Raw genomic sequence first — 20,857 nt, forward strand, 5'->3', positions numbered from 1 at the left:
AAGCGACTTTTTGGTTTGACATTGCTTGATATACAAAAAACCTCCTATCCGTGTGTACGTATCACACGAATAGGAGGTTTTCCTTATAGCTTATTCAAACGATCAACCTGAAATTACTTCTTGAGGTTGTAGAATGATTTGATTCCGTCGTAGACAGCAACGTCTGAAAGCATGTCTTCGATACGGAGAAGTTGGTTGTATTTCGCGATACGGTCTGTACGTGAAAGTGAACCAGTTTTGATTTGACCAGCGTTTGTCGCAACAGCGATGTCAGCGATCGTTGAATCTTCAGTTTCACCAGAACGGTGAGAAACGACAGCTGTGTAACCAGCTTTTTTAGCCATTTCGATTGCGTCGAATGTTTCAGTCAACGTACCGATTTGGTTAACTTTGATGAGGATCGAGTTAGCGATGCCTTTTTCGATACCTTCAGCAAGTTTCTCAGTGTTCGTTACGAACAAGTCATCCCCAACGAGTTGAACTTTGTGTCCGATACGATCTGTAAGGAGTTTGTGACCATCCCAGTCGTTTTCGTCACAGCCATCTTCGATTGAGATGATTGGGTATTTGTCAACGAGTTGTGCGTAGAATTCAACAAGCTCTTCTGTTGAAAGGACTTTGCCTTCGCCAGCGAGGTTGTATGTTCCAGCTGCTTTATCGTAGAACTCAGAAGAAGCGACGTCCATTGCAAGGTAAACATCTTCGCCTGCTTTGTAGCCAGCTTTTTCGATTGCTTCAAGGATAACTGTGATTGCTTCTTCGTTTGATTTCAAGTTTGGAGCGAATCCACCCTCGTCACCAACTGCTGTGTTAAGACCCATTCCGCTAAGAACTGATTTCAACGCGTGGAAGATTTCAGCACCCATACGAAGTGCTTCTTTGAATGTTGGAGCACCGACAGGCATGATCATGAACTCTTGGAAGTCCACGTTGTTGTCTGCATGTGATCCACCGTTGATGATGTTCATCATTGGTGTTGGTAATGTTTTCGCGTTGAATCCACCGAGGTATGTGTAAAGTGGAAGACCAAGCTCATCAGCAGCAGCACGTGCAGCAGCCATAGAAACACCAAGGATTGCGTTAGCGCCGAAGTTACCTTTGTTTTTCGTACCGTCGAGATCGATCATCTTTTTGTCGATTCCAGCTTGGTCGAAGACATCGTAACCGATGATTTCTGGTGCGATTTTTTCGTTGACGTTGTCAACAGCTTTCAAAACACCTTTTCCGAGGTAACGTGCTTTGTCGCCATCACGGAGTTCGACTGCTTCGTGCTCACCAGTTGATGCACCTGATGGTACGAGTGCGCGACCGAAACCGCCATCTTCTGTATAAACTTCTACTTCTACTGTTGGGTTACCGCGTGAATCAAGAATCTCGCGTGCGTAAATCTCTGTAATCATTGACATTTAAATTCGCTCCTTTTGTGTGTAAGAAATATGTTCTGTAATTCTTTCGATCGACGGGATTATTTCTTCAATACGATCGATTTACCAGTCATCTCTGCTGGTTGGTCCGCTCCGAGGAGATCAAGGACCGTTGGTGCGAGGTCAGCGAGTGCACCTGTGAGTGGTTCAAGGAGTTCAACGTCCTCGACCGTCACGATACATGGAACTGGTTCTGTCGTATGCGCCGTCATCTTACTGCCGTCCGCATTGAGGACTTTATCCGCGTTCCCGTGGTCAGCCGTGATGACTGCCGCGCCGCCTTTGCTGAGAATCAAGTCAACGACTTTCCCAAGACACTCATCGACAGCTTCGATCGCCTTTTTCGTCGGCTCGAGCATACCCGAGTGACCGACCATATCCGGGTTTGCGAAGTTGAGGATGATCGCGTCGTGTTTGTCCGAGTTGATTGCGTCGACGAGGGCATCTGTGACTTCATAGACGCTCATCTCCGGTTTCAAGTCGTATGTCGCGACTTTTGGTGAAGGGATCAAGATCCGATCTTCCCCTTCGTATGGTTCTTCACGTTGTCCGTTGAAGAAGAACGTGACGTGCGGATACTTTTCCGTTTCCGCGATGCGTAGCTGTTTGAGACCTTGTTTTGACAATGTCTCACCAAGCGTATTCTTGATGTCTTCAGGCGGGAAGACGATGTCCGTATCAATCGCATCCGAGTACTTCGTCATCGAGACGAGTAGCAGGTTCTTCGGTGCGTTGTCTGGAAGTTCGAATCCGTTGAAGCCACCTTTTTCTTTGTAGACTTTCGAAAGCTGAATCGCACGGTCAGGACGATAGTTGAAGAACACGATCGCATCGTTATCGTGGATCGGTGCGACTGGCGTACCGTCTTCCTGCACGACAACAGTTGGTTCGATGAACTCATCCGTTACGTCTTCTTTGTACGAAGCTTCAACCATGCCGATTGGATCCTTCGTCGTTGGACCTTCACCGAACGTGATGGCGTCATAGACTTTCTTGACGCGTTCCCAACGGTTATCGCGATCCATCGCATAGTAGCGACCAGAGATACTCGCGAATTGTCCAACATTCAATTCATCCATCTTCGCTTGCGCGTCACGGAGGAAACCAGCGCCCGATTGTGGGTCGCAGTCACGACCGTCCGTGAAAGCATGGAGGTAGACTTTTTCGATTTCGTGAAGTTTCGCGAATTCGAGCACCGCATATAAGTGGTTGATGTGACTGTGGATCCCACCGTCAGAGACCAAACCGAAGATATGAAGCGCTGAACCGTATTTCTTCACGTGACCTGCCGCATCGTTCATCGCTTGACGCGAGAAGAACGAGCGATCCTTGACCGCGTTGTTGATTCGGGATAGCGATTGATAGACGACGCGACCTGCACCGATGTTCAGGTGACCCACTTCTGAGTTCCCCATTTGACCTTCAGGCAAACCGACGTATTCACCTTTCGCATTCAACAACGTATGCGGGTATTGACCCCAGTAACGGTCGAAGTTCGGTTTGTTCGCCGCCGTAACGGCATTTCCGAACTCCTCGTCACGCATACCAAAACCATCAAGGATGATCAGTGCGACTGGACGTTTTTTCATTTAAATCGCCTCCAACAGTTTGAGGAACGATCCTGTCTCAAGACTTGCACCGCCGACGAGCGCGCCGTCGATGTCTGGTTGAGCCATATATTCTTTGATGTTTTCCGGTTTGACGCTACCACCGTATTGGATGCGGACAGCTTCTGCTGCTTCAGCACCAAATTCAGCTGCAACGACGTCACGGACGAATTTACAAGAATCTTGTGCATCTTGTTCTGTCGCTGATTTACCTGTTCCGATTGCCCAGACAGGCTCGTAAGCGACGACGAGATTTTTCACTTGGTCGACAGTAAGACCTTTGAGGCTGTTTGCTGTCTGTTCGCGGATGACGTCTTCGAACTTGCCGCCTTCACGCTCTTCCAGTGTTTCACCTACACAAACGATTGGAACGAGACCGTGCTCGAACGCTTTTTTCGCTTTGCTGTTGATGAACGCATCTGTTTCGCCGAAGTACTCACGACGCTCAGAGTGACCGAGGATGACGTATGTCACGTCGAGTTCTTTGAGCATGAGCGGGCTGATTTCACCAGTGAAGGCACCGCTCTCTTTGTCGTACATGTTTTGAGCACCGATCTTAAGATCCGTACCAGCTGCTGCTTCTGTCAAGTGTGCCAAGAATACTGATGGCGCACAGACGGCTGCGTCGACTGTCGTCGAAGCAGGTACAGCTCCTTTGACTTCCTCAACGAATGCGACTGCATCCTTGAGCGTCAGATTCATCTTCCAGTTACCTGCGATAATTGGTTTACGCATTGAGAAACACTCCCTTGTGAACTTAGATTACTTGTCGTTTAGCGCTTCGACACCAGGAAGAGCTTTCCCTTCCATGAATTCGAGACTTGCTCCACCACCTGTAGAGATGTGGCTCATTTTGTCAGCAAGACCGAATTTCTCTGCCGCAGCAGCTGAGTCGCCACCGCCGATGATTGAGTACGCATCGCTGTCCGCAAGAGCTTGCGCGACACCTTTTGTACCGTTTGCGTATTTATCGAGTTCGAATACGCCCATCGGTCCGTTCCAGACGACGAGTTTCGAGTTCTTGATTGCCTCTGCATAGAGTTCAACCGTTTTTGGACCGATATCAAGTGACATGTGATCTGCTGGGATCTCTGTGATGTCACGTGGTCCGACATATGTTTCTTCTCCGAATTCCTTCGTGATGACACAGTCGACAGGCATGAGGAACTTAACGCCTTTTTCTTCTGCTTTTTTCATGAATTCCTTCGCTTGGTCGATTTTGTCGACCTCAAGAAGTGAAGTACCGACTTCGATACCACGAGCTGTGAGGAACGTGTACGATAAGCCGCCACCGATGATCAACGTATCGACGATGTCGAGTAAGTGATCGATGACACCGATTTTATCCGCTACTTTCGACCCACCGATGATTGCCGTGAACGGGCGATCTGGGTTAGAAAGAGCTTTACCGAGAACTTGAAGTTCTTTTTCGATGAGAAGACCGGCAACTGCTGTGTCGACATGGTGTGCGATACCTTCTGTCGATGCGTGTGCACGGTGTGCTGCGCCGAACGCGTCGTTGACGAAGACGTCAGCGAGTTTCGCGAATCCTTTAGCGAGCTCTTCGTCATTTTTCGTTTCACCAGGGTAGAAGCGAACGTTCTCTAAGACGACGACATCGCCGTTTTCGAGTTTGCTGACTGCTTCTTCTGCAACTGGACCGTATGCTTCTTCAACGAGCTTGATGTCTTTACCAAGCAATTCGCTGAGGCGTGCTACGACTGGTGCAAGTGAGAACTCAGGGTTCTTTTCGCCTTTTGGACGACCCATGTGGCTAGCGAGAATGACTTTTGCTCCGCCGTCGATCAAGTGTTTGATCGTTGGGAGTGCAGCACGGATCCGTGTGTCATCCGTGATTTTACCGTCTTCCAACGGTACGTTGAAATCCACGCGTGTAAATACGCGTTTTCCTTGTACATCGATGTCGCGAATCGATTTCTTATTCATACATTCGTCCTCCGTCTCTTACGTATAGTGAGGGGCGAATGCCCCTCCCGCTTTTTTCCGCAATAAGAGCGGAGACTGATATCGTTTCCGCTCTTATTCAATTGCTATTTAATTGCTCGAATTACTTAGCGATTTCTGCGAAGTGTTTGAGTGTACGAACGAGTTGGCTAGTGTAAGACATTTCGTTGTCATACCAAGCAACTGTTTTAACGAGTTGTTTGTCGCCGACTGTCATGACTTTAGTTTGTGTTGCATCGAAGAGTGATCCGTAAGAGATACCAACGATGTCAGAAGAAACGATTTCGTCTTCAGTGTAACCGTAAGACTCGTTAGCAGCTGCTTTCATTGCTGCGTTAACTTCTTCTACAGAAACTTTTTTGTCGAGTACAGTTACGAGCTCAGTGAGTGAACCTGTAGCGACTGGTACACGTTGTGCAGATCCGTCAAGTTTACCTTGAAGTTCTGGAAGAACGAGACCGATTGCTTTTGCAGCACCAGTTGAGTTAGGAACGATGTTTGCTGCTGCCGCACGTGCACGACGGAAGTCACCTTTAGGGTGTGGAGCGTCGAGTGTGTTTTGGTCACCAGTGTAAGCGTGGATCGTAGTCATGAGACCTTCAACGATTCCGAACTGATCTTGGAGAACTTTAGCCATTGGCGCGAGACAGTTTGTAGTACAAGAAGCACCAGAGATAACTGTTTCAGTTCCGTCAAGGATTTCGTGGTTCGTGTTGAAGACGACTGTTTTCATGTCGCCAGTTGCAGGTGCAGAGATAACGACTTTTTTAGCGCCAGCTTTCAAGTGAAGCTCAGCTTTTTCTTTGTCTGTGAAGAAACCAGTACATTCGAGAACGATGTCAACACCGAGCTCGCCCCATGGGAGTTCTTCTGGGTTGCGGTTAGCAAGTGTTTTGATTTCTTTACCGTTGACGAGGAAGTAACCGTCGTGTACTTCAACTTCGCCGTCGAAACGACCTTGAGTCGTATCATATTTGAGAAGGTGTGCAAGCATTTTAGTGTCTGTAAGGTCGTTGATCGCGACTACTTCGATTCCATCGAATTGAAGAATTTGACGAAGTGCCAAACGTCCGATACGTCCAAATCCGTTAATACCAACTTTTACTGCCATGATAATTTTCCTCCTTTTAATGTAAAGCGAGTTATCTATTATTCAAAAGGGGGTTACCCTTTCAAAATCGAAGCTGCTGCGCCTTCATCCGTAATCAGGATGATGTCTGGCGACTGTTTGACATAGGCGTTGATCGCTTCTGCCTTCGAATGACCACCTGCGACGACGATGACGTGTTCGACTTGCTTCAAGTCAGCCAGTTGAAGACCAACCGTCTTGACCCGGTGCACGATGTTCCCGTCTCGGTCGAAGTAATATCCGAATGCTTCCGCTACTGCCTGTTCATGTTCCAGTCGGGTCAGGAGATCCTCAGACGCGCGACGACGTTTTGCCATCGTTTTCGCCTCACCAATTCCATGTACCACGATTGAAGCACCTTTAATCATTTGAAGCACATTTTTTATGCTCGGCTCTTCGATCATCTTGACGAAAGTCTCTGTGCTGACCATGTCTGGGATGTGAAGCAGATGATAATCACTTTGAGCGCGTGACGCCATCCGTGAGCATACTGTGTTCGCTTGTAATTCGAGCGTTTCTCCCAGTCCTCCGCGTGCCGGAACGAACGTCATCGGACGATGTTCCTTATCTGGCGACATCATCGCCGCGACGGAAGCCATCGTCGTACCGCCTGTGACAGCGATCGTATTGTGATGGTCTGAAGAAAGCTCTCGTTTGAGTCGTGCGACGGTCGCCCGCCCCATATCTCGTTGTACCCAGAAGGTCTCATCGGAATCACCCGGTACGATGACGACGTCCCGTACTCCGAGTCTCTCTTTCAAGGCTTTTGCCATGTCTGAAATCCCTGCGAGTTCTCCCATGATGCTGTGCATGCTGCGAAGAACGTTTCGTCCTTCATCCGTCAAGGACATCCCTTGCGTCGCGACCTCTAAGAGGTCTTGCTGCTTCAAGAAGTCGACTTCCCGCCGTAAGACGCGTTCCGTCAAGCCAAGGCTTGTCGCAAGCGTACGTCGTCCGATCGGTTGCATCAGTCGTACGTAATGAAGGATGTCGTAGCGTGTCTGCATTTCTTCGATCAGATCAGGCACGATTCGTTTTTGGATCTGGACTAACTGCCGAATCATGTATTTCCCTCTCCTCTCAAGTAGCTGGACGCTTTCTGTCCCGCATGTCATAACGTGTCCCACTTGGTACACCGTTATCATAACAGTCCATTTCTCGCCTTGCAAGTCTCGTTTCTCAAGTTTTTTGAAGTAAGCGGTTTCTTATCGTTTCCGTCTCGAATTTGCCATAACTCCAGATTTCCTCATCATGCATGACGACCGGAATCTCGTATAAGAACCGTAGACTGAGCGCTTCATCCTGATCAATGTTGACTTCCTCGAACGTCCATTCCGGAAACTCATCGAGTACGAAGTCGAGTAAGATGGCGGCCTCTTCACATAGCGTACATCCCGGACGTGAATAGAGTGTTAAGTGTCTGTGTCGTTTTAATCCCATTCTGATTGCGCCTTCCTTTGCTGCATCGTTTTTTTCGTTAAACCAAGCGCTGCCCGGTACTTCGCGACCGTCCGTCGCGCGACTGTCAGACCGTCTGCCTGCAGGCGATCCGTCAATTGCTGATCACTTAACGGACGATCGCTGTGTTGAATGTATTCGGCGATCCGCCGTTTAATCAAAAAACTCGAATCTCCGGTTGTCGTCCGTGAGACGAACAAGTCTTCTAAAGCAACGAGACCATGGACCGTCTCGACATACTTCGCAGTAATCGCTCGACCAATCGTTGACGGATGATGCCCCGTCGCCTCAGCGACTTGTTTTTTCGTCAGCGGCTCAAGATGCAGTTCTCCTTTGAACCAGCGTTCTTGCCGCTCAAGCAAGACCAAAAGGATGGCATGCATCGTGACGCGGCGTCGTTCATACGCGCGCAAAAAAGGCGTTGCCTCTTTTAATTCGAGCCACGTCTGATCCGTGTCGAGTATCATCCAGTCGATCTGAAGTTTTCCATCTAATAGATGAATCCGTGCTTCTGCTGTAACCAATCGTTCTTCTTTTGGAAGATCCGGTGTCCGGCTCAGCCGCGTCAATCGTTTTCGCAATCGCGCTCGATCCTGTTCACTGTACTGCGTGAACACCTGGTTCGCCGGTTCATGTCGTAGCCGATCCGTCAGTCCGATCAATTCCGCGTCGTCTAGCTCGATCGCCTGTAACCATTGGCACTCGCGTTCCGAGCGGGCAGCGATACCGACCGGTTCACATTGTTGTAAGAGTGTTCGTGCCTCTTTAATCGTTGCGACATCGGTCGAGAAGGATGCAGCGAGCTGCTCGTCCGATGTCCGCAATAAACCGTCCGCTTCTAAATACACGATGAGTTGTTCCGCCATATATCCTATTTCCTGTCTGACTGATTCTAAACGTATTTGTGCAAGAAGCTCGTCTTCATAGGATGCCAAATGTCCTGCCATCTGCTCGACCTCTAGCGAAACCTGATTCGGGTAATGACGATGCAACCGTCGTTTCAACCGTCGCCATTCCTCCTCGAGCTCAGCTGCCGGTTGCTCAAGTACATGTAACTGATATTGTTGTGACGCCGATAACGTCATCTGTTGCGTCTGTTCCTGGCGTTGATCCATCGATTCCCCCTCCTCCACTTCTTATTATAGAAGAAACGTTTTAAAAAACATGCTCTGAACCTTTCTCCAACCGCTCAGGAAAAGAAAAGTCATCCTTCCCTATTGCTTTTCTGAAAAAATGTCGCTATACTATTAATTGTTCAGTACATCAGATGCACCCGTAGCTCAGGGGATAGAGCACTGGTTTCCGGTACCAGGTGTCGGGAGTTCGAATCTCTCCGGGTGTACCATTTATTCAACCACAAGGCAATGCCAACAATGGCGTTGCCTTTTTTCTATATTGATATGTTTCATTTGCCCTTGTAATGGAAAAATACCTAAAAGTCGCATCGTATCTTTTGACCAATATTGACCAAAGGATTATGATAAGGATAAGTCGAATAGGAAGCTACATACCAACTATAAGGAGGCAAAGACTATGTTAATTCCAACAGTCATCGAACAAACAAACCGCGGGGAACGTGCTTACGATATCTACTCACGTTTGCTAAAAGACCGCATCATTCTTCTCGGGAGCGCGATTGACGACAACGTCGCCAACTCAGTCGTTGCCCAACTTCTGTTCTTAGCAGCAGAAGATCCAGATAAAGAAATCTCGCTTTACATCAACAGCCCAGGTGGTTCGATCACTGCCGGTATGGCGATTTACGATACAATGAACTTCATCAAGCCACAAGTCTCAACGATTTGTATCGGTATGGCAGCATCGATGGGTGCGTTCTTGCTCCAAGCAGGCGCAAAAGGAAAACGTTTCGCGTTACCAAACGCTGAAATCATGATCCACCAACCACTCGGTGGTACACAAGGTCAAGCATCGGATATCAAAATCCATGCGGAGCGTATCATCAAAATGCGTGAGCACCTCAACAAAATCATGGCTGAAAACACAGGACAACCACTTGAAGTCATCGAACGCGATACAGAGCGTGACAACTTCATGTCAGCACAATCTGCTGCTGACTACGGTCTCATCGACCGCGTCATGGAACGTGCATAAGTCATCCAGAGTGTCTCCTTCGGGAGGCACTTTTTTTGTATCCATAAAGTCTTGTCGTTTATCGTTGCATACAAAAAAACCTCCCGTTCCTTATAGAACGAGAGGTCGATGATCAGTCGATCAAGTCTGTGATGTCTGAAACGATATCGTGGTTTTCACGAATCAGCGAGTAGATTGCGTTCGCATGTGGCGAAAGCTCTTCTTCTGCTTGTAATTGTTTCAGGAATAAAGATGTTGCGAACGCAACGAGTGTGCTTTTCGGTACACCGATTGATTTCGCTTTTTTTGTTAACACTTCATCAAACTTCGCATCGACTGTCAGCGAAATACGTTTCTTTTCGTTAGCCATTTCAAAAACTCCTTAATTCGAACATTTAGTTGCATCGACTATATATTATAGTAGACTATGGTTCATCCCGCAAGCGACCCTCTTACAAGGCCCCTGTCATCGACTCTCCATTCCGTACTTTTTCAGCGATTTGATCAATCTTCCGCAACCGGTGATTGATCCCTGATTTTGAGATGGAGCCGCTTTCGACCATCTCGCCGAGCTCTTGTAACGTCACGTCTTGATGTGTCACGCGCAAGATCGCAATCTCCTTCAACTTATCCGGTAAGACATCGAGCCCGACCGTCCGCTCTAGGAACTTGATGTTTTCGACTTGGCGTAATGCCGCACCGACCGTCTTGTTGAGGTTTGCCGTCTCACAGTTGACGAGACGGTTGACCGAGTTACGCATATCTTTTAAGATCCGGACGTCCTCGAACCGTAGCATCGATTGTGTTGCATCGACGAGCTTGAGGAAATCGGAAATCTTTTCGCTCTCCTTGATGTAGAGGATGTGTCCCTTTTTCCGTTCAATCGCTTTCGCGTTCAAATCAAAGACGTTCGATAGACCGCGGAGCGCCGCATTGTGTTCTTCATATAAGCTGAAGATCTCCAAGTGATACGACGACGTCGCCGGATTGTTGAGCGAACCCCCGGCGAGGAACGCCCCTCGTAAATACGCCCGTGCTTTTCGTTCATCGTTGAGGATCGTGTCACTGATTGAACGAATCATCGTGAACCCTTCTCCGAGGATTCCGAGGTCTTGCAAAATCTTATCTGCCTGTTGTTTAACGCGGACGATATAGACGTTATTCTTTTTCAAACGCATTTTCTTTCGCACGAGCAGATCGAGATGGACCCCGTATGCTTTTTTCAGCAATGAATAGATCCGACGAGCAATCGAGGCATTCTCGGTCGAGATATCGAGTGTCAGACCACGTCCGAGACCGAACGAGATCGCACCGTTCATCCGAGCGAGTGCCGCGAGTTCCGCCTTCATTTCATGATCGGTGATCGGAATCTGCGTTAATTCTTTTTTGACTTCTGAGGCAAAGCTCATGTCAGCTCCTCCTTCCCTTCGAGTTGACGCATCCGTCGAATCGACAGCACTTTTCGCATGACGAGGCTTGCGACGGCATCTGAGTCATGACGAATGAAATGATGATTGTAGTCGACGATATCGTCTGCCAGCACTTCAACGCCAGCGAGCTCGAATTGTTTTTCATTATAGGTGACGATGTCAGCGTGATCCTTCTGGTATTTCTTCAGGTAACTCGCATCGATCGATTCGTTGTTGACGATGATCGTATCAACGACTCCTTGTCCGAGGAAGCGTTCCAGTGCCGCTAAATGTTCATTGGCAGTGAACGCCGTCGTCTCGCCGGGTTGCGTCATGACGTTACAAATATAGACGACCGGAGCCAGTGATTGTTGGATCGCTTCCCGGATCTCATCGATCAGGACGTTCGGGATGATACTCGTATAGAGACTACCTGGACCAAGGACGATGACGTCGGCGTCAAGAATCGCCTGAATCGCTTCCGGTACCGGACGGACGTCTTGTTCCTCAAGGAAGATCCGTTCAATCTTCTTACCGACCTTCGGGATCAACGACTCGCCTTTGACGATCGTCCCGTCCTCGAACTCAGCACATAACGTGATCGTCCGTTCCGTCGCCGGATAGACCTTTCCTTCTGCGTTCAACAGTTGCCCCATGACGCCGATTGCTTCGACGAACGAACCGTTACAGAGCTGGGTTGCTGCCGTCAACATCAAGTTTCCGAGCGAATGCCCGTGCAGTCCTTCCCCGGTCTCGAACCGGTACTGCATGATTCGGTCCATCAACGTCTCCGACTTCGATAAGGAGACGATGACGTTGCGGATATCGCCCGGCGGCAACATGTTGAATTCCGTCCGCAGACGACCAGAACTGCCGCCGTCATCAGCGACCGTGACGATGGCTGTGATGTCGAGCGGATAATGCTTGAGTCCACGAAGAAGCGTCGAGAGTCCTGTCCCGCCACCGACAGCGACGACTTTACGTTCCCATTTCATCACTTCTCCTCCTTCGCATGCACATAATCCCGGTGATTCGTCTCGATGTGATACTGCGTCGCAAATTCTTTACTGATCGCTTCCGCGAACGTAATCGAGCGGTGTTTCCCGCCTGTACAACCGAGGGCGATGACGAGTTGCGACTTCCCTTCCCGCTCGTATTGTGGAATCAGGAACTCGAGCAAATCGACGAGTTTTTTATAGAACAGCTTCGCTTCCGGCCACTGCATGACGTACGACGCCACTTCCTCGTCGAGTCCCGTCTTTGGACGCAGCTCTGGAATGTAGAACGGATTCGGTAAGAAGCGCAGGTCAAAGACGAGATCGGCATCAAGCGGTAAGCCGTGTTTAAAGCCGAACGACATGACGTTGACTGTGAACGGAATCCGCGTGCCTTCCGTGAACTCCTTCAAGAGACGCTCTTTCAGTGCAAGCGGCTTGATGTCACTCGTATCAATCAGCATCTGTGCCTTATCACGGAATCCTTCGAGCAACGTCCGCTCACGTTCAATCCCGATCAATGGGGAATCCGTCGGTGCGAGCGGGTGCGAACGACGCGATTCCTTGTAACGACGTACGAGGACATCGTTTCGTGCATCAAGATACAACATCCGGATTTGTAAGTCGGTTTTCTTTAAATCCTCATAGACGACAAAAAAGCTGTCGATGAAATCACGCGCGCGGGTATCGATGGCAACGGCGATTTTAGGACGCACTTGTCCGATGACTTCGATGAGATGCGGCAGTAACGTCGGGGGTAGATTGTCGACACAAAAATAGCCTAAGTCCTCAAAGCTGTTCATTGCGACAGTCTTCCCAGCCCCACTCATACCCGTGATGATGACAAGTTGCGGTTGATTCTGTTCCATCTTTTCGCCCTCCAGACAACAGTTCCGTGTGTATTTTTCACTTCTTTCTCAGTATATCATAAAAAAAGAGCCAGCTTCACTGAAGTCTCCTTCAATGAAACTGGTTCGATATTATGCGTGTGAGGATTCTTGTAATTCTTCAAGCAACGCTTCGATGAAATGCTGTGCATTTTGCGCTGCGATCGAACCATCATTTGTTGCTGTAACAACTTGGCGCAATGTTTTTTCACGCACGTCACCAGCAGCAAAGATCCCTTTTGATGTTCGTTTCCATCGCTTCGTTCGTCACGACGTAGCCTTGGTCGTTCAAGATGCCGAGATCTTGGACGTAACCAGTGATCGGGTTCATCCCGATGTAGATGAAGACACCATCGATTGGATGCGTCGTTACGTCAGCTGTTTTTGTATTGATCAGCTCAATGCCGCCGACTTTCCCGTCTTGTTCGTTAATCTGTTTAACCGTATGGTTCCAGATGAAGTCGATTTTCGGGTTGTCAAACGCACGTTTTTGAAGAATCTTTTGAGCGCGGAGCTCGTCACGACGGTGTACGATCGTGACTTTTTTCGCGAAGCGTGTCAAGTAGACGCCTTCTTCCACCGCAGAGTCGCCTCCACCGATGACGAAGAGTTCTTTTTCTTTAAAGAACGCGCCATCACAGACAGCACAGTACGAGACACCGCGACCGCCGAGCTCTTCTTCACCCGGTACGCCGATTTTTTTATATTGTGCACCAGACGCGATGATGATCGCCCGTGCGTAGTAATCTTTGTTGTGTGCATGAATCGTTTTGTATGCTTTACCGTCTTCGATGCTTCGAACGTCTCCGTACGCATATTCTGCGCCGAATGCTTTCGAGTGGTCGAACATTTTTTGCGAGAGATCGGGTCCGAGGATGCTATCGTATCCTGGGTAGTTCTCGATATCTTCTGTGTTCGCCATCTGACCGCCCGGAATCCCGCGTTCGATCATCAATGTCGAAAGGTTCGCACGTGATGCATAAAGTGCGGCTGTCATCCCAGCAGGTCCTGCCCCGATGATGATGACGTCATAAATTTTTTGTTCTGTTTCCGCCATGATTCCACCCCATTTTTAAATTTCATTGTAGTTTGAGTATAGGTGAGAATCGCCTAAACGTCTAACACTTTGCTTGCAGCGGTGCCAGCATCCGTTCATGTGTCCGGATCATCGATGCGACGTGATCGAACGAACAATCGACGAGTGATGCACATTCCTCAATCAACATCCCGTCCCGTAAATCATGGAACAGATAAAGCAGTGATGCCGCAGATGCTTCAATCGAATCGAACGATTCTCCGCTTAAGACGAGCTGTGCGAAGCGTTCATAAAAATCCCCTTCGAGACTCATCCGTTCTTCATCTGAAACGAATCGTTCCGCAAGACGGATCGTCTGCAATGCCCGGTGAATGCGTTCATCCACGACATCAGTCCGTCCTTCCATCTCGATGACAATCTGTTCCGTCAATAACAGGACGTCTTCCTGATCTGTCACTTCTGGCATCATCGACAATGCAAGCCGTGCTTCAGCATCGTTCAGTTTACCAAGGAGAAGTGCCGTGAAGATCCGTGAGACATCATCTTCTGTCTTCAACGCTTGGATGAGTGCCGAGCGAAACTGCAGGTTGTGGCGGATGTCATACGTATCCGTCTCTTCCTTTAACGCTTGTGCTTCGTCCGACTTCAAGAAAGCGGCTGCTTCTTCAACGTGTCCTGTCTTATAGGCAGAGATTGATAACCAGTGACCAAAGAGTGGGTCTCCCCGGTAACCGCGACGCTCGAGCAACTTCAACTCTTCATAGGCGATATCGTATCGTCCGATGATTGCTAAAGTCGATGCGACCTTATAACGTGTCTCAAGGTGCACGGAACGGACGTGTTCGAGCTGACGGGAGAGACGATGCGCCTCTTCGTCCTGACCCATCTCGTGTAACAAGACGAGCGTGTTACAAAGGGCATGCAAATTCCCCGGATTCCCTTCAAGGACCCGTTCAAGGGAAGCGAATGCCTGATCGTTCTCTCCTAAATAGAACTCGACGATCGCGAGGTTGTTGTAGGCAGGCCAGAACGTCGGGTACTGGGCAATCAGTCCAGTCAGCGTCTCCTGTGCCGCGAACAGCATTCCTTTATCGATCTGGCGTTGTGCCTGACCGTGCAGACGAATCAATTCGTCCTCTTCGTCGTCTTCCATCTCTTGTTCGAGATCAATCAGTTCCACGAGTGCGGCCGATGCCTCCGCGTGTTTGCCGTTTGGTGCTTGCTCTAAATATTCCATCGCATGTTGTCGCGCTTCTTCATAAAGTGAGACGTGTGCGTAGTTATTCGCTAAATAAAAGAGTGCTTCCGTATTTGATGCGTCGAGTGCGCGTACTTGTTTCAAGACATCATTCGCATGATTAATTTCTCCTGTCTCGAATAAGACACGGGCATAACGGAGCAAATAACGGATGTCCGCTGGCTGAAGCGTCGTCGCCTCATCTAAATGATAGACGGCTTCGTCCAGTCGCCCTTCCCGGTGCGCCTTCCGTCCGCGGAAATAAAAAAGTTCCGCTTGGCGCGCTGTTATCGCAAAGGGGTCTGCTTTGTATTTGGTTAATTCCATCATGATTCAAGCCCCCATAAATAGTAAACTGGTTTCGTAGTTGCAGACACAAGAATACCCTATCTCTAGGAGGCATGCAACAGAAAAAAACGCCGGAGTTCATCCCCAGCGTTTCGCATAAATCGATTCCAGTTCTTTGTAATTCTCTAAGCATTTTCGTACAAAAGCATCCGTCTCTGGATTCAGTCCTTCAAGACGTGCCACGTCCTTGTCATATGCCTGCCGTAAGCTCGTCGCATAATCGGGAATCTCTCCGTCATACGCATAAACGACTGCGGGCGAAACCGTGATCTTTTCGTGCTTATGCAAGGCGGTCCGGATATGGAAGAGTGGAACATCGACTTGGTTCGGTTGGTGAAGATCCCCTTGAACGGGATGCTTCTCAACAGCCAACACCTCAACGACGAGACCTTGTGGACGTTCGGCAAATAATCTTCCGAAATACTTTCCTGTCTTATACGTAAAGCGGATGTGCGTCATCTTTTTTCCTTCTTCCTTCTCACAGTTTTGTCACATTTCGTGCCGGCGAAGCGGCTGACTCGAGACGCGTTCGTTCGGTGCAATGTCTCGGTGAACGACTGATCCGGCACCAACGACGGCACCATCTCCGATCGTTACGCCCGGTAGGATCGTCACGTTCGCACCGATCAAAACATTGCTTCCGATGACGACGTCACCTAAACGATACTCCGTCGTCAAATATTCATGACAGAGAATCGTCGTATTGAAGCCGATGATCGTATTGTCACCAATCGTGATACGCTCCGGGAACATCGTGTCTGGCATCACCATCAAGGCAAGCGCCGTCTTCTCCCCGATCTTCATCCGGAGACATGTCCGGTAGAGCGCGTTCTTGAAACGAAGCGACGGAGCGAACCGCCCGATCGTGATGATCGTAAAGCACCACATCACTTTAAAGAACGACACCGTCCGGTACATGTGCCAGAGTGGATTCGTCGTTCCGACCTGAAACCGATCAGTTCGCCGTGCCATTTTGTTCCTCCAGCCAAGCAGCAAGATGATCCATCGAATCAATGATGACATCCGGCTCGAGTGCCTCTAAGTACGCACGTCCTTTGATCGCCCAACCGACCGCGACTGTCTTCAGTCCCGCGTTCTTACCACCGAGAATGTCCGTATCGTTGTCACCGACCATGATCGTTTGGTCTGCTGTTGATCCAAGCAACTGCATCGCTTTTTCGAACGGCTCGACGGCTGGTTTTTCTTCCGTTACGTCGTCGGCTGCGATGACCGCGTCAAAGAGTGACGTCAATCCGAACAACTCGATACCGCGGAGGGCGACACGACGACTCTTCGACGTCACGACCGCCATCTTGTAGCCTGCTTCATGCAGACGACGTAATCCGTCAAGCACACCTGGATACTCGAGCACAAGCGCGTCATGCATCGCGATGTTGTAGCTACGGTAAAAAGCGACCATCTCTTTCCACTGTTCCGCATTCATCGCTGAAAATGATTTTTCTAGCGTCGGACCGATGAACGGAAGCAGTTCCGCTTCCGTGAACGTCCGATCCGGATAATAGTAACTGAGCGTATGCTCGAAGCTTTTTAAGATCAACGGATTCGTGTCGATCAACGTTCCATCTAAATCAAACAGTAGCGTGCGAATCATCGATTACTTCGCCTCCTTTTTCGAACCGTCCAAGTAACGAACGGCGTTGCGGCGAACGACCATCATGATCACACCGAAGATGATCAAACAGATTGAGACGATTTGCGCCGTCCGGAGTCCATCTCCCATCAACAGACTGTCCGTCCGGAGACCTTCGATATAGTAGCGTCCGATTGAATACCACACGAGATAACCGAGGAAGATATACCCACGACGTGGATTGAACTTCATCCGCCAGACGATTAACAGAATGACACCGATGATGTTCCAGATGCTTTCATAGAGGAACGTCGGTAAATAGTATGTTCCATCAATGTACATCTGATTGACGATCCAGTTCGGTAAGTGCAGCGTATCTTGTAAGTACGACCATGTCGTCTCGCCACCGTGTGCTTCTTGGTTGAAGAAGTTACCCCAGCGTCCGACAGCTTGTCCGAACAAGAGCGATGGTGCCAAGATATCAGCGATTTGCCAGAACGAGATCTTTTTCTTACGCGTATAGATGATGACCGTCAAAATCGCCCCGATGATTGCACCGTGGATCGCAATTCCACCTTGGCGGATGTTGATGATTTGGTCAAGATGTTGACTATAGTAGTTCCACTCGAACGCGACGTAGTAAATCCGGGCACAGATGATACTGATCGGAATCGACCAGATGACGACATCGACCGCGTACTCTTCGTTGAAGCCGATCCGCTTCGACTCGAAGATCGCAATCAGGAGACCGACGACCGCACCGAGTGCGATGACGATGCCGTACCAGTAAATCGGTACAGGACCGAGTTCAATCGCCACGCGGTCAAACGTTGGTTGTACAGAGGCTAAAGTTCCCATCAAAGACCACCATTCCCATCTTCAATTGCTTGCGCGAGACGTCCCGCGAATTCTTCTGCTGTGTTGATGCCCATGTTCTTCAGACGATAGTTCATCGCTGCGACTTCGATGATGACAGCAAGGTTTCGTCCGGGACGAACCGGAATCGTCAGGAACGGAATTTCCGTATCGATGATTTGGAGTGTCTCTTGGTCCAGACCGACGCGGTCATAGACTTTCGATTGATCCCAAATCTCGAGGTTACACACGAGGCTGATCTTCTTATGCGAGCGAACCGCACCTGCACCGAACAACGTCATCACATCGATGATCCCGATTCCACGAATCTCAAGCAGATGTTGAATCAACTTCGGTGCTGTCCCAACGAGAATCCCGTCACCAGTTTGACGAATCTCAACTGAGTCATCTGCCACTAGGCGGTGACCTCGCTTAACGAGTTCGAGTGCCGTTTCCGATTTACCAACACCACTTGCCCCTTTGATGAAGACACCGACACCATAGATATCGACGAGGACACCATGCATCGCCGTCGTTGGTGCGAGTTCCGCTTCCAGGAAGTTCGTGATCTGTGACTCGACCGATGTCGTATGCCCTTTTGTCGTCAACAGTGGCACGTTCGTCTCGTCTGCGGCTTGGATGATCGCTTCCGGTACTTCGAATCCACGTGTGATCAAGATACCAGGTGTTTCATCCGTACAGAGGATGTTCGCTCGTTCGCGTTGTTCCTCGTACGTTAAATTATTGAAGAACGTCAATTCTGTTTTTCCGAGAATCTGGAGACGTTCTGCCGGGTAATAGGCATAATAACCGGCAAGCACAAGGCCAGGTCGGCACAAATCAGCCGTCAGAATCGGACGATGTAAGCCCTCTTCTCCCGTGACGATGTGGAGATTGAATTGTTTTACGATTTCAGCTGTTCGCACTTTTGGTTGCACGCTTCGTCAGCCCCTTTCACTTGAAGTATTGTACCATATTTTTATTCGATTCATGGAATTGGATTAGAAGCATGATTTCTTGGGAATGGAATAAAGAGTTAATATTTTGAAGGAGGTTTTGCCGTGATGTCAGGCGGTGGTATCGGATTGATTTTAGTCATTATCTTATTTGCGGTTCTAGCGATTGCTGGTTTCGTCTATCTCATCATCTCACTGATTGATATGTGGAAAGCATATTCGCGTAATCAAGATCAAACTGCTCTCTTATTCTTTATCATCTCAATCATCGGAATCTTCATTAGTGGTTCATTCATCTCCTACGTCCTCGCGATCATCTTCTATTGGAATCGCGCACGCGGAAAGAGTTGGCTCGGAATCGGTCTGATTCTCGTTTCGATCGTTCTTGCAATCATTGGTGTCATTGCCTTACTCTCGTTCGGTTACGATATGAATAATATCGAGAACATGAACTTCGACGAGCCGATGATGGATCAGGATTACAATTATTGATGTAAGCTACACCCATCTTCTTATGAGGATGGGTGTTTTTGTCTATGCAGCTGACGAAGCCCCGCTCGCGTGACTCCCACAGGAAAAAGCGCGGACATCCGCGCTGTCAGAGACAAACGAGACCCGGCTACTCGTTCCTAGAACGACGTAGCCGCGGCTTGTGTCTCGCCTGAGGAAAGCACGCAAAGCGGATGCGATGTCATAAGAAAAGCGCAACCTCTTTTTCAAGAAGTTGCGCTCGTATGCTTATAACGCTCGTGGACTGAGGTGAACACCGTGTGTGACCGAAATCGTACCTGTCTTCGTATCGGCTTCAACCTCGATTTTTGGTGAGCGACCGCGACCTGATACGAAATGTAATTTCCGGTTGACGATCTCTTTTTGATCCCGGATTAATTCCATGTCATCGAGGTTGCAGTTGAGACCACCGAAGTTCGTCTCAAGCTCCCCGTAAACTTCTGCGCCATGCGGCAACATCAAAGCGATGCTTCCGGCAAGCGACGACGCTTTGACCTTCGCGTTTTGCACGGTCTTCAGCTCGCAACGGACGTTTCCGTTCGCTGTTTTCAGTTCTGAACGTTCGAAGACACCTGTCGTGATGATTTGTCCATTGGCTGTCTTCGCCTTCAAGACTTTCAACTCCGACTCTTCGATTTCGATCGAACCGTTCGCTGTCGATACTTTGACATCCTCACTGAACAGATCACGGACGTTGACTCGACCGTTTGCTGTCATCAGTTGAGCGGATGTCGTATCAAGTGACGTCAACGAAATTTCCCCGTTCAGCGTCTGTAAGACGAATGATTCGTAATGACGGCGTGGTACTTTCAGATGGACTGTCGCACGGACACTCTTATCCTTCAAACGGATCGAGAGTGTGTTTGCCGAGACCGCGTGTTGAACAGCGGCTTGAAGTTGCTCAAGCGCCTGTTCTTCCGTCACCTGTTGGCGGCGAAGCGGACGTCCTGTCACCGTCAATTCGCATTCTTCGAGATCACTCGGTTCAACGACCAAGTTCGCATTGAACAGATCGACGTGAACCGTCTCACCGCTGAACGGGAATTGTTTGACGTAGGTGACGTTCGGACCGGACGCCTGATTAAGCGAAAGATCACTGTCCTTGATCCGGCTGACGAGATTATCGAACGCTGACATGACTTTCGTCGTCAGTGAATCGACGGAATACTGGTCGACCCGATCATATTGTTCTGGTTCATCGACGTACTTATGTTCACTTGCAGAAGTAGCACGTTCGTCGATTGATTCGAGTCGCTCGAGTTTATCGAGTGCCTCATCAATCGTTAACTTTCCTTCTTTGACTTGCTCCAATATCAATTGACGCATATCTTGCTTCATGAACCGTTCCCTCCTATTCTT

At 49.1% G+C, this 20,857-nt stretch carries 20 protein-coding genes, 1 tRNA gene and 2 pseudogenes; 3 read left to right on the forward strand and 20 right to left on the reverse strand.

Translation table 11 applies throughout. The features are described 5' to 3' along the window. Window positions 1–113 precede the first annotated feature (113 nt). The 8 genes from eno to KNQ09_RS09645 all read right to left on the reverse strand — a co-directional run bounded on the left by eno (window position 114) and on the right by KNQ09_RS09645 (window position 8,698). Complete coding sequence (eno, locus tag KNQ09_RS09610; protein ID WP_023469213.1) at window positions 114–1,406, reverse strand: phosphopyruvate hydratase; 1,293 nt, start codon at window positions 1,404–1,406, stop codon at window positions 114–116. Window positions 1,407–1,465: 59 nt separating this feature from the next. Continuing rightward, window positions 1,466–3,013, reverse strand: a complete 1,548-nt coding sequence (gene gpmI, locus KNQ09_RS09615; protein ID WP_214858226.1) for a 2,3-bisphosphoglycerate-independent phosphoglycerate mutase — start codon at window positions 3,011–3,013, stop codon at window positions 1,466–1,468. Beyond that, complete coding sequence (tpiA, locus tag KNQ09_RS09620; RefSeq protein WP_064299424.1) at window positions 3,014–3,766, reverse strand: triose-phosphate isomerase; 753 nt, start codon at window positions 3,764–3,766, stop codon at window positions 3,014–3,016. 27 nt (window positions 3,767–3,793) lie between these two features. Then, a complete protein-coding gene (locus KNQ09_RS09625) occupies window positions 3,794–4,978 on the reverse strand; it encodes a phosphoglycerate kinase (protein WP_050678694.1) in 1,185 nt (394 codons plus the stop codon). Window positions 4,979–5,099: 121 nt separating this feature from the next. Beyond that, entirely contained in the window at window positions 5,100–6,107 is a 1,008-nt protein-coding gene (gene gap / locus KNQ09_RS09630) for a type I glyceraldehyde-3-phosphate dehydrogenase (protein WP_023469217.1), read from the reverse strand. Window positions 6,108–6,160: 53 nt separating this feature from the next. Continuing rightward, window positions 6,161–7,189, reverse strand: a complete 1,029-nt coding sequence (locus KNQ09_RS09635; protein ID WP_023469218.1) for a sugar-binding transcriptional regulator — start codon at window positions 7,187–7,189, stop codon at window positions 6,161–6,163. 115 nt (window positions 7,190–7,304) lie between these two features. Next, window positions 7,305–7,565, reverse strand: a complete 261-nt coding sequence (locus KNQ09_RS09640) for a glutaredoxin family protein (protein ID WP_023469219.1) — start codon at window positions 7,563–7,565, stop codon at window positions 7,305–7,307. After that, window positions 7,556–8,698, reverse strand: coding sequence for an RNA polymerase factor sigma-54 (locus tag KNQ09_RS09645; RefSeq protein WP_214858227.1), 1,143 nt, complete (start codon window positions 8,696–8,698; stop codon window positions 7,556–7,558). The genes KNQ09_RS09640 and KNQ09_RS09645 overlap by 10 nt, the downstream gene beginning before the upstream one ends. A 154-nt stretch (window positions 8,699–8,852) precedes the next feature. On the opposite strand from KNQ09_RS09645, the gene KNQ09_RS09650 reads away from it, so the two are divergent. After that, window positions 8,853–8,928: transfer RNA gene (locus tag KNQ09_RS09650), tRNA-Arg, on the forward strand. A 182-nt stretch (window positions 8,929–9,110) separates the two neighbouring features. Then, window positions 9,111–9,695, forward strand: a pseudogene (clpP, locus tag KNQ09_RS09655) (ATP-dependent Clp endopeptidase proteolytic subunit ClpP); the annotation flags it as partial. 112 nt (window positions 9,696–9,807) lie between these two features. Here clpP and KNQ09_RS09660 read toward each other — a convergent pair. The 11 genes and pseudogenes from KNQ09_RS09660 to hprK all read right to left on the reverse strand — a co-directional run bounded on the left by KNQ09_RS09660 (window position 9,808) and on the right by hprK (window position 18,970). Next, window positions 9,808–10,044: a hypothetical protein gene (locus KNQ09_RS09660; RefSeq protein WP_023469221.1), complete on the reverse strand. Its 237-nt coding sequence runs from the start codon at window positions 10,042–10,044 to the stop codon at window positions 9,808–9,810. A gap of 82 nt (window positions 10,045–10,126) precedes the next feature. Continuing rightward, window positions 10,127–11,083, reverse strand: coding sequence for a DNA-binding protein WhiA (whiA, locus tag KNQ09_RS09665; protein WP_023469222.1), 957 nt, complete (start codon window positions 11,081–11,083; stop codon window positions 10,127–10,129). Next, complete coding sequence (locus KNQ09_RS09670; protein ID WP_035409984.1) at window positions 11,080–12,078, reverse strand: gluconeogenesis factor YvcK family protein; 999 nt, start codon at window positions 12,076–12,078, stop codon at window positions 11,080–11,082. The genes whiA and KNQ09_RS09670 overlap by 4 nt, the downstream gene beginning before the upstream one ends. Then, window positions 12,078–12,947, reverse strand: coding sequence for an RNase adapter RapZ (rapZ, locus tag KNQ09_RS09675; RefSeq protein ID WP_050678698.1), 870 nt, complete (start codon window positions 12,945–12,947; stop codon window positions 12,078–12,080). The genes KNQ09_RS09670 and rapZ overlap by 1 nt, the downstream gene beginning before the upstream one ends. Before the next feature lie 111 nt (window positions 12,948–13,058). Beyond that, window positions 13,059–14,022: pseudogene (gene trxB / locus KNQ09_RS09680) on the reverse strand (thioredoxin-disulfide reductase). A 61-nt stretch (window positions 14,023–14,083) separates the two neighbouring features. Then, the gene (locus KNQ09_RS09685) at window positions 14,084–15,568 is read right to left on the reverse strand and encodes a tetratricopeptide repeat protein (RefSeq protein WP_035396300.1); all 1,485 of its coding nucleotides are present in this window, start codon (window positions 15,566–15,568) and stop codon (window positions 14,084–14,086) included. 96 nt (window positions 15,569–15,664) lie between these two features. Then, window positions 15,665–16,045: a sporulation phosphorelay system protein KapB gene (gene kapB, locus KNQ09_RS09690; protein ID WP_023469227.1), complete on the reverse strand. Its 381-nt coding sequence runs from the start codon at window positions 16,043–16,045 to the stop codon at window positions 15,665–15,667. Between the two features lie 30 nt (window positions 16,046–16,075). Then, window positions 16,076–16,558, reverse strand: a complete 483-nt coding sequence (locus tag KNQ09_RS09695) for an acyltransferase (protein ID WP_035396297.1) — start codon at window positions 16,556–16,558, stop codon at window positions 16,076–16,078. After that, window positions 16,542–17,198 (reverse strand): pyrophosphatase PpaX, encoded by a 657-nt coding sequence (gene ppaX / locus KNQ09_RS09700; protein WP_064299420.1) that lies wholly within the window; start codon window positions 17,196–17,198, stop codon window positions 16,542–16,544. The genes KNQ09_RS09695 and ppaX overlap by 17 nt, the downstream gene beginning before the upstream one ends. A 3-nt stretch (window positions 17,199–17,201) precedes the next feature. Then, entirely contained in the window at window positions 17,202–18,035 is an 834-nt protein-coding gene (gene lgt, locus KNQ09_RS09705; protein ID WP_029342487.1) for a prolipoprotein diacylglyceryl transferase, read from the reverse strand. Then, window positions 18,035–18,970: an HPr(Ser) kinase/phosphatase gene (hprK, locus tag KNQ09_RS09710; RefSeq protein ID WP_214858228.1), complete on the reverse strand. Its 936-nt coding sequence runs from the start codon at window positions 18,968–18,970 to the stop codon at window positions 18,035–18,037. The genes lgt and hprK overlap by 1 nt, the downstream gene beginning before the upstream one ends. A gap of 126 nt (window positions 18,971–19,096) precedes the next feature. Between hprK and KNQ09_RS09715 the strand changes: the two genes are divergently transcribed. Then, the gene (locus KNQ09_RS09715; protein WP_195864528.1) at window positions 19,097–19,480 is read left to right on the forward strand and encodes a hypothetical protein; all 384 of its coding nucleotides are present in this window, start codon (window positions 19,097–19,099) and stop codon (window positions 19,478–19,480) included. A gap of 246 nt (window positions 19,481–19,726) precedes the next feature. Here KNQ09_RS09715 and KNQ09_RS09720 read toward each other — a convergent pair whose 3' ends face one another. Next, on the reverse strand, window positions 19,727–20,836 hold the full coding sequence (locus tag KNQ09_RS09720; protein ID WP_214858229.1) for a DUF4097 family beta strand repeat-containing protein: 1,110 nt from the start codon (window positions 20,834–20,836) through the stop codon (window positions 19,727–19,729). Between the last annotated feature and the right edge of the window lie 21 nt (window positions 20,837–20,857).

Source organism: Exiguobacterium sp. s191 (assembly GCF_018618955.1).
In the GTDB taxonomy this organism is placed as follows: Bacteria; Bacillota; Bacilli; order Exiguobacteriales; family Exiguobacteriaceae; genus Exiguobacterium_A; species Exiguobacterium_A abrahamii.

Coding starts and splice junctions, on each gene's coding strand:
- whiA (WP_023469222.1), bottom strand. CDS start 11,083: ATGAGCTTTGCCTCAGAAGTCAAAAAAGAATTAACGCAGATTCCGATC.
- KNQ09_RS09645 (WP_214858227.1), bottom strand. CDS start 8,698: ATGGATCAACGCCAGGAACAGACGCAACAGATGACGTTATCGGCGTCA.
- kapB (WP_023469227.1), bottom strand. CDS start 16,045: ATGACGCACATCCGCTTTACGTATAAGACAGGAAAGTATTTCGGAAGA.
- KNQ09_RS09685 (WP_035396300.1), bottom strand. CDS start 15,568: ATGATGGAATTAACCAAATACAAAGCAGACCCCTTTGCGATAACAGCG.
- KNQ09_RS09635 (WP_023469218.1), bottom strand. CDS start 7,189: ATGATTCGGCAGTTAGTCCAGATCCAAAAACGAATCGTGCCTGATCTG.
- KNQ09_RS09695 (WP_035396297.1), bottom strand. CDS start 16,558: ATGGCACGGCGAACTGATCGGTTTCAGGTCGGAACGACGAATCCACTC.
- KNQ09_RS09660 (WP_023469221.1), bottom strand. CDS start 10,044: ATGGCTAACGAAAAGAAACGTATTTCGCTGACAGTCGATGCGAAGTTT.
- ppaX (WP_064299420.1), bottom strand. CDS start 17,198: ATGATTCGCACGCTACTGTTTGATTTAGATGGAACGTTGATCGACACG.
- KNQ09_RS09640 (WP_023469219.1), bottom strand. CDS start 7,565: ATGGGATTAAAACGACACAGACACTTAACACTCTATTCACGTCCGGGA.
- KNQ09_RS09715 (WP_195864528.1), top strand. CDS start 19,097: ATGTCAGGCGGTGGTATCGGATTGATTTTAGTCATTATCTTATTTGCG.
- gpmI (WP_214858226.1), bottom strand. CDS start 3,013: ATGAAAAAACGTCCAGTCGCACTGATCATCCTTGATGGTTTTGGTATG.
- KNQ09_RS09670 (WP_035409984.1), bottom strand. CDS start 12,078: ATGAAATGGGAACGTAAAGTCGTCGCTGTCGGTGGCGGGACAGGACTC.
- gap (WP_023469217.1), bottom strand. CDS start 6,107: ATGGCAGTAAAAGTTGGTATTAACGGATTTGGACGTATCGGACGTTTG.
- eno (WP_023469213.1), bottom strand. CDS start 1,406: ATGTCAATGATTACAGAGATTTACGCACGCGAGATTCTTGATTCACGC.
- lgt (WP_029342487.1), bottom strand. CDS start 18,035: ATGGGAACTTTAGCCTCTGTACAACCAACGTTTGACCGCGTGGCGATT.
- KNQ09_RS09720 (WP_214858229.1), bottom strand. CDS start 20,836: ATGAAGCAAGATATGCGTCAATTGATATTGGAGCAAGTCAAAGAAGGA.
- rapZ (WP_050678698.1), bottom strand. CDS start 12,947: ATGGAACAGAATCAACCGCAACTTGTCATCATCACGGGTATGAGTGGG.
- tpiA (WP_064299424.1), bottom strand. CDS start 3,766: ATGCGTAAACCAATTATCGCAGGTAACTGGAAGATGAATCTGACGCTC.
- KNQ09_RS09625 (WP_050678694.1), bottom strand. CDS start 4,978: ATGAATAAGAAATCGATTCGCGACATCGATGTACAAGGAAAACGCGTA.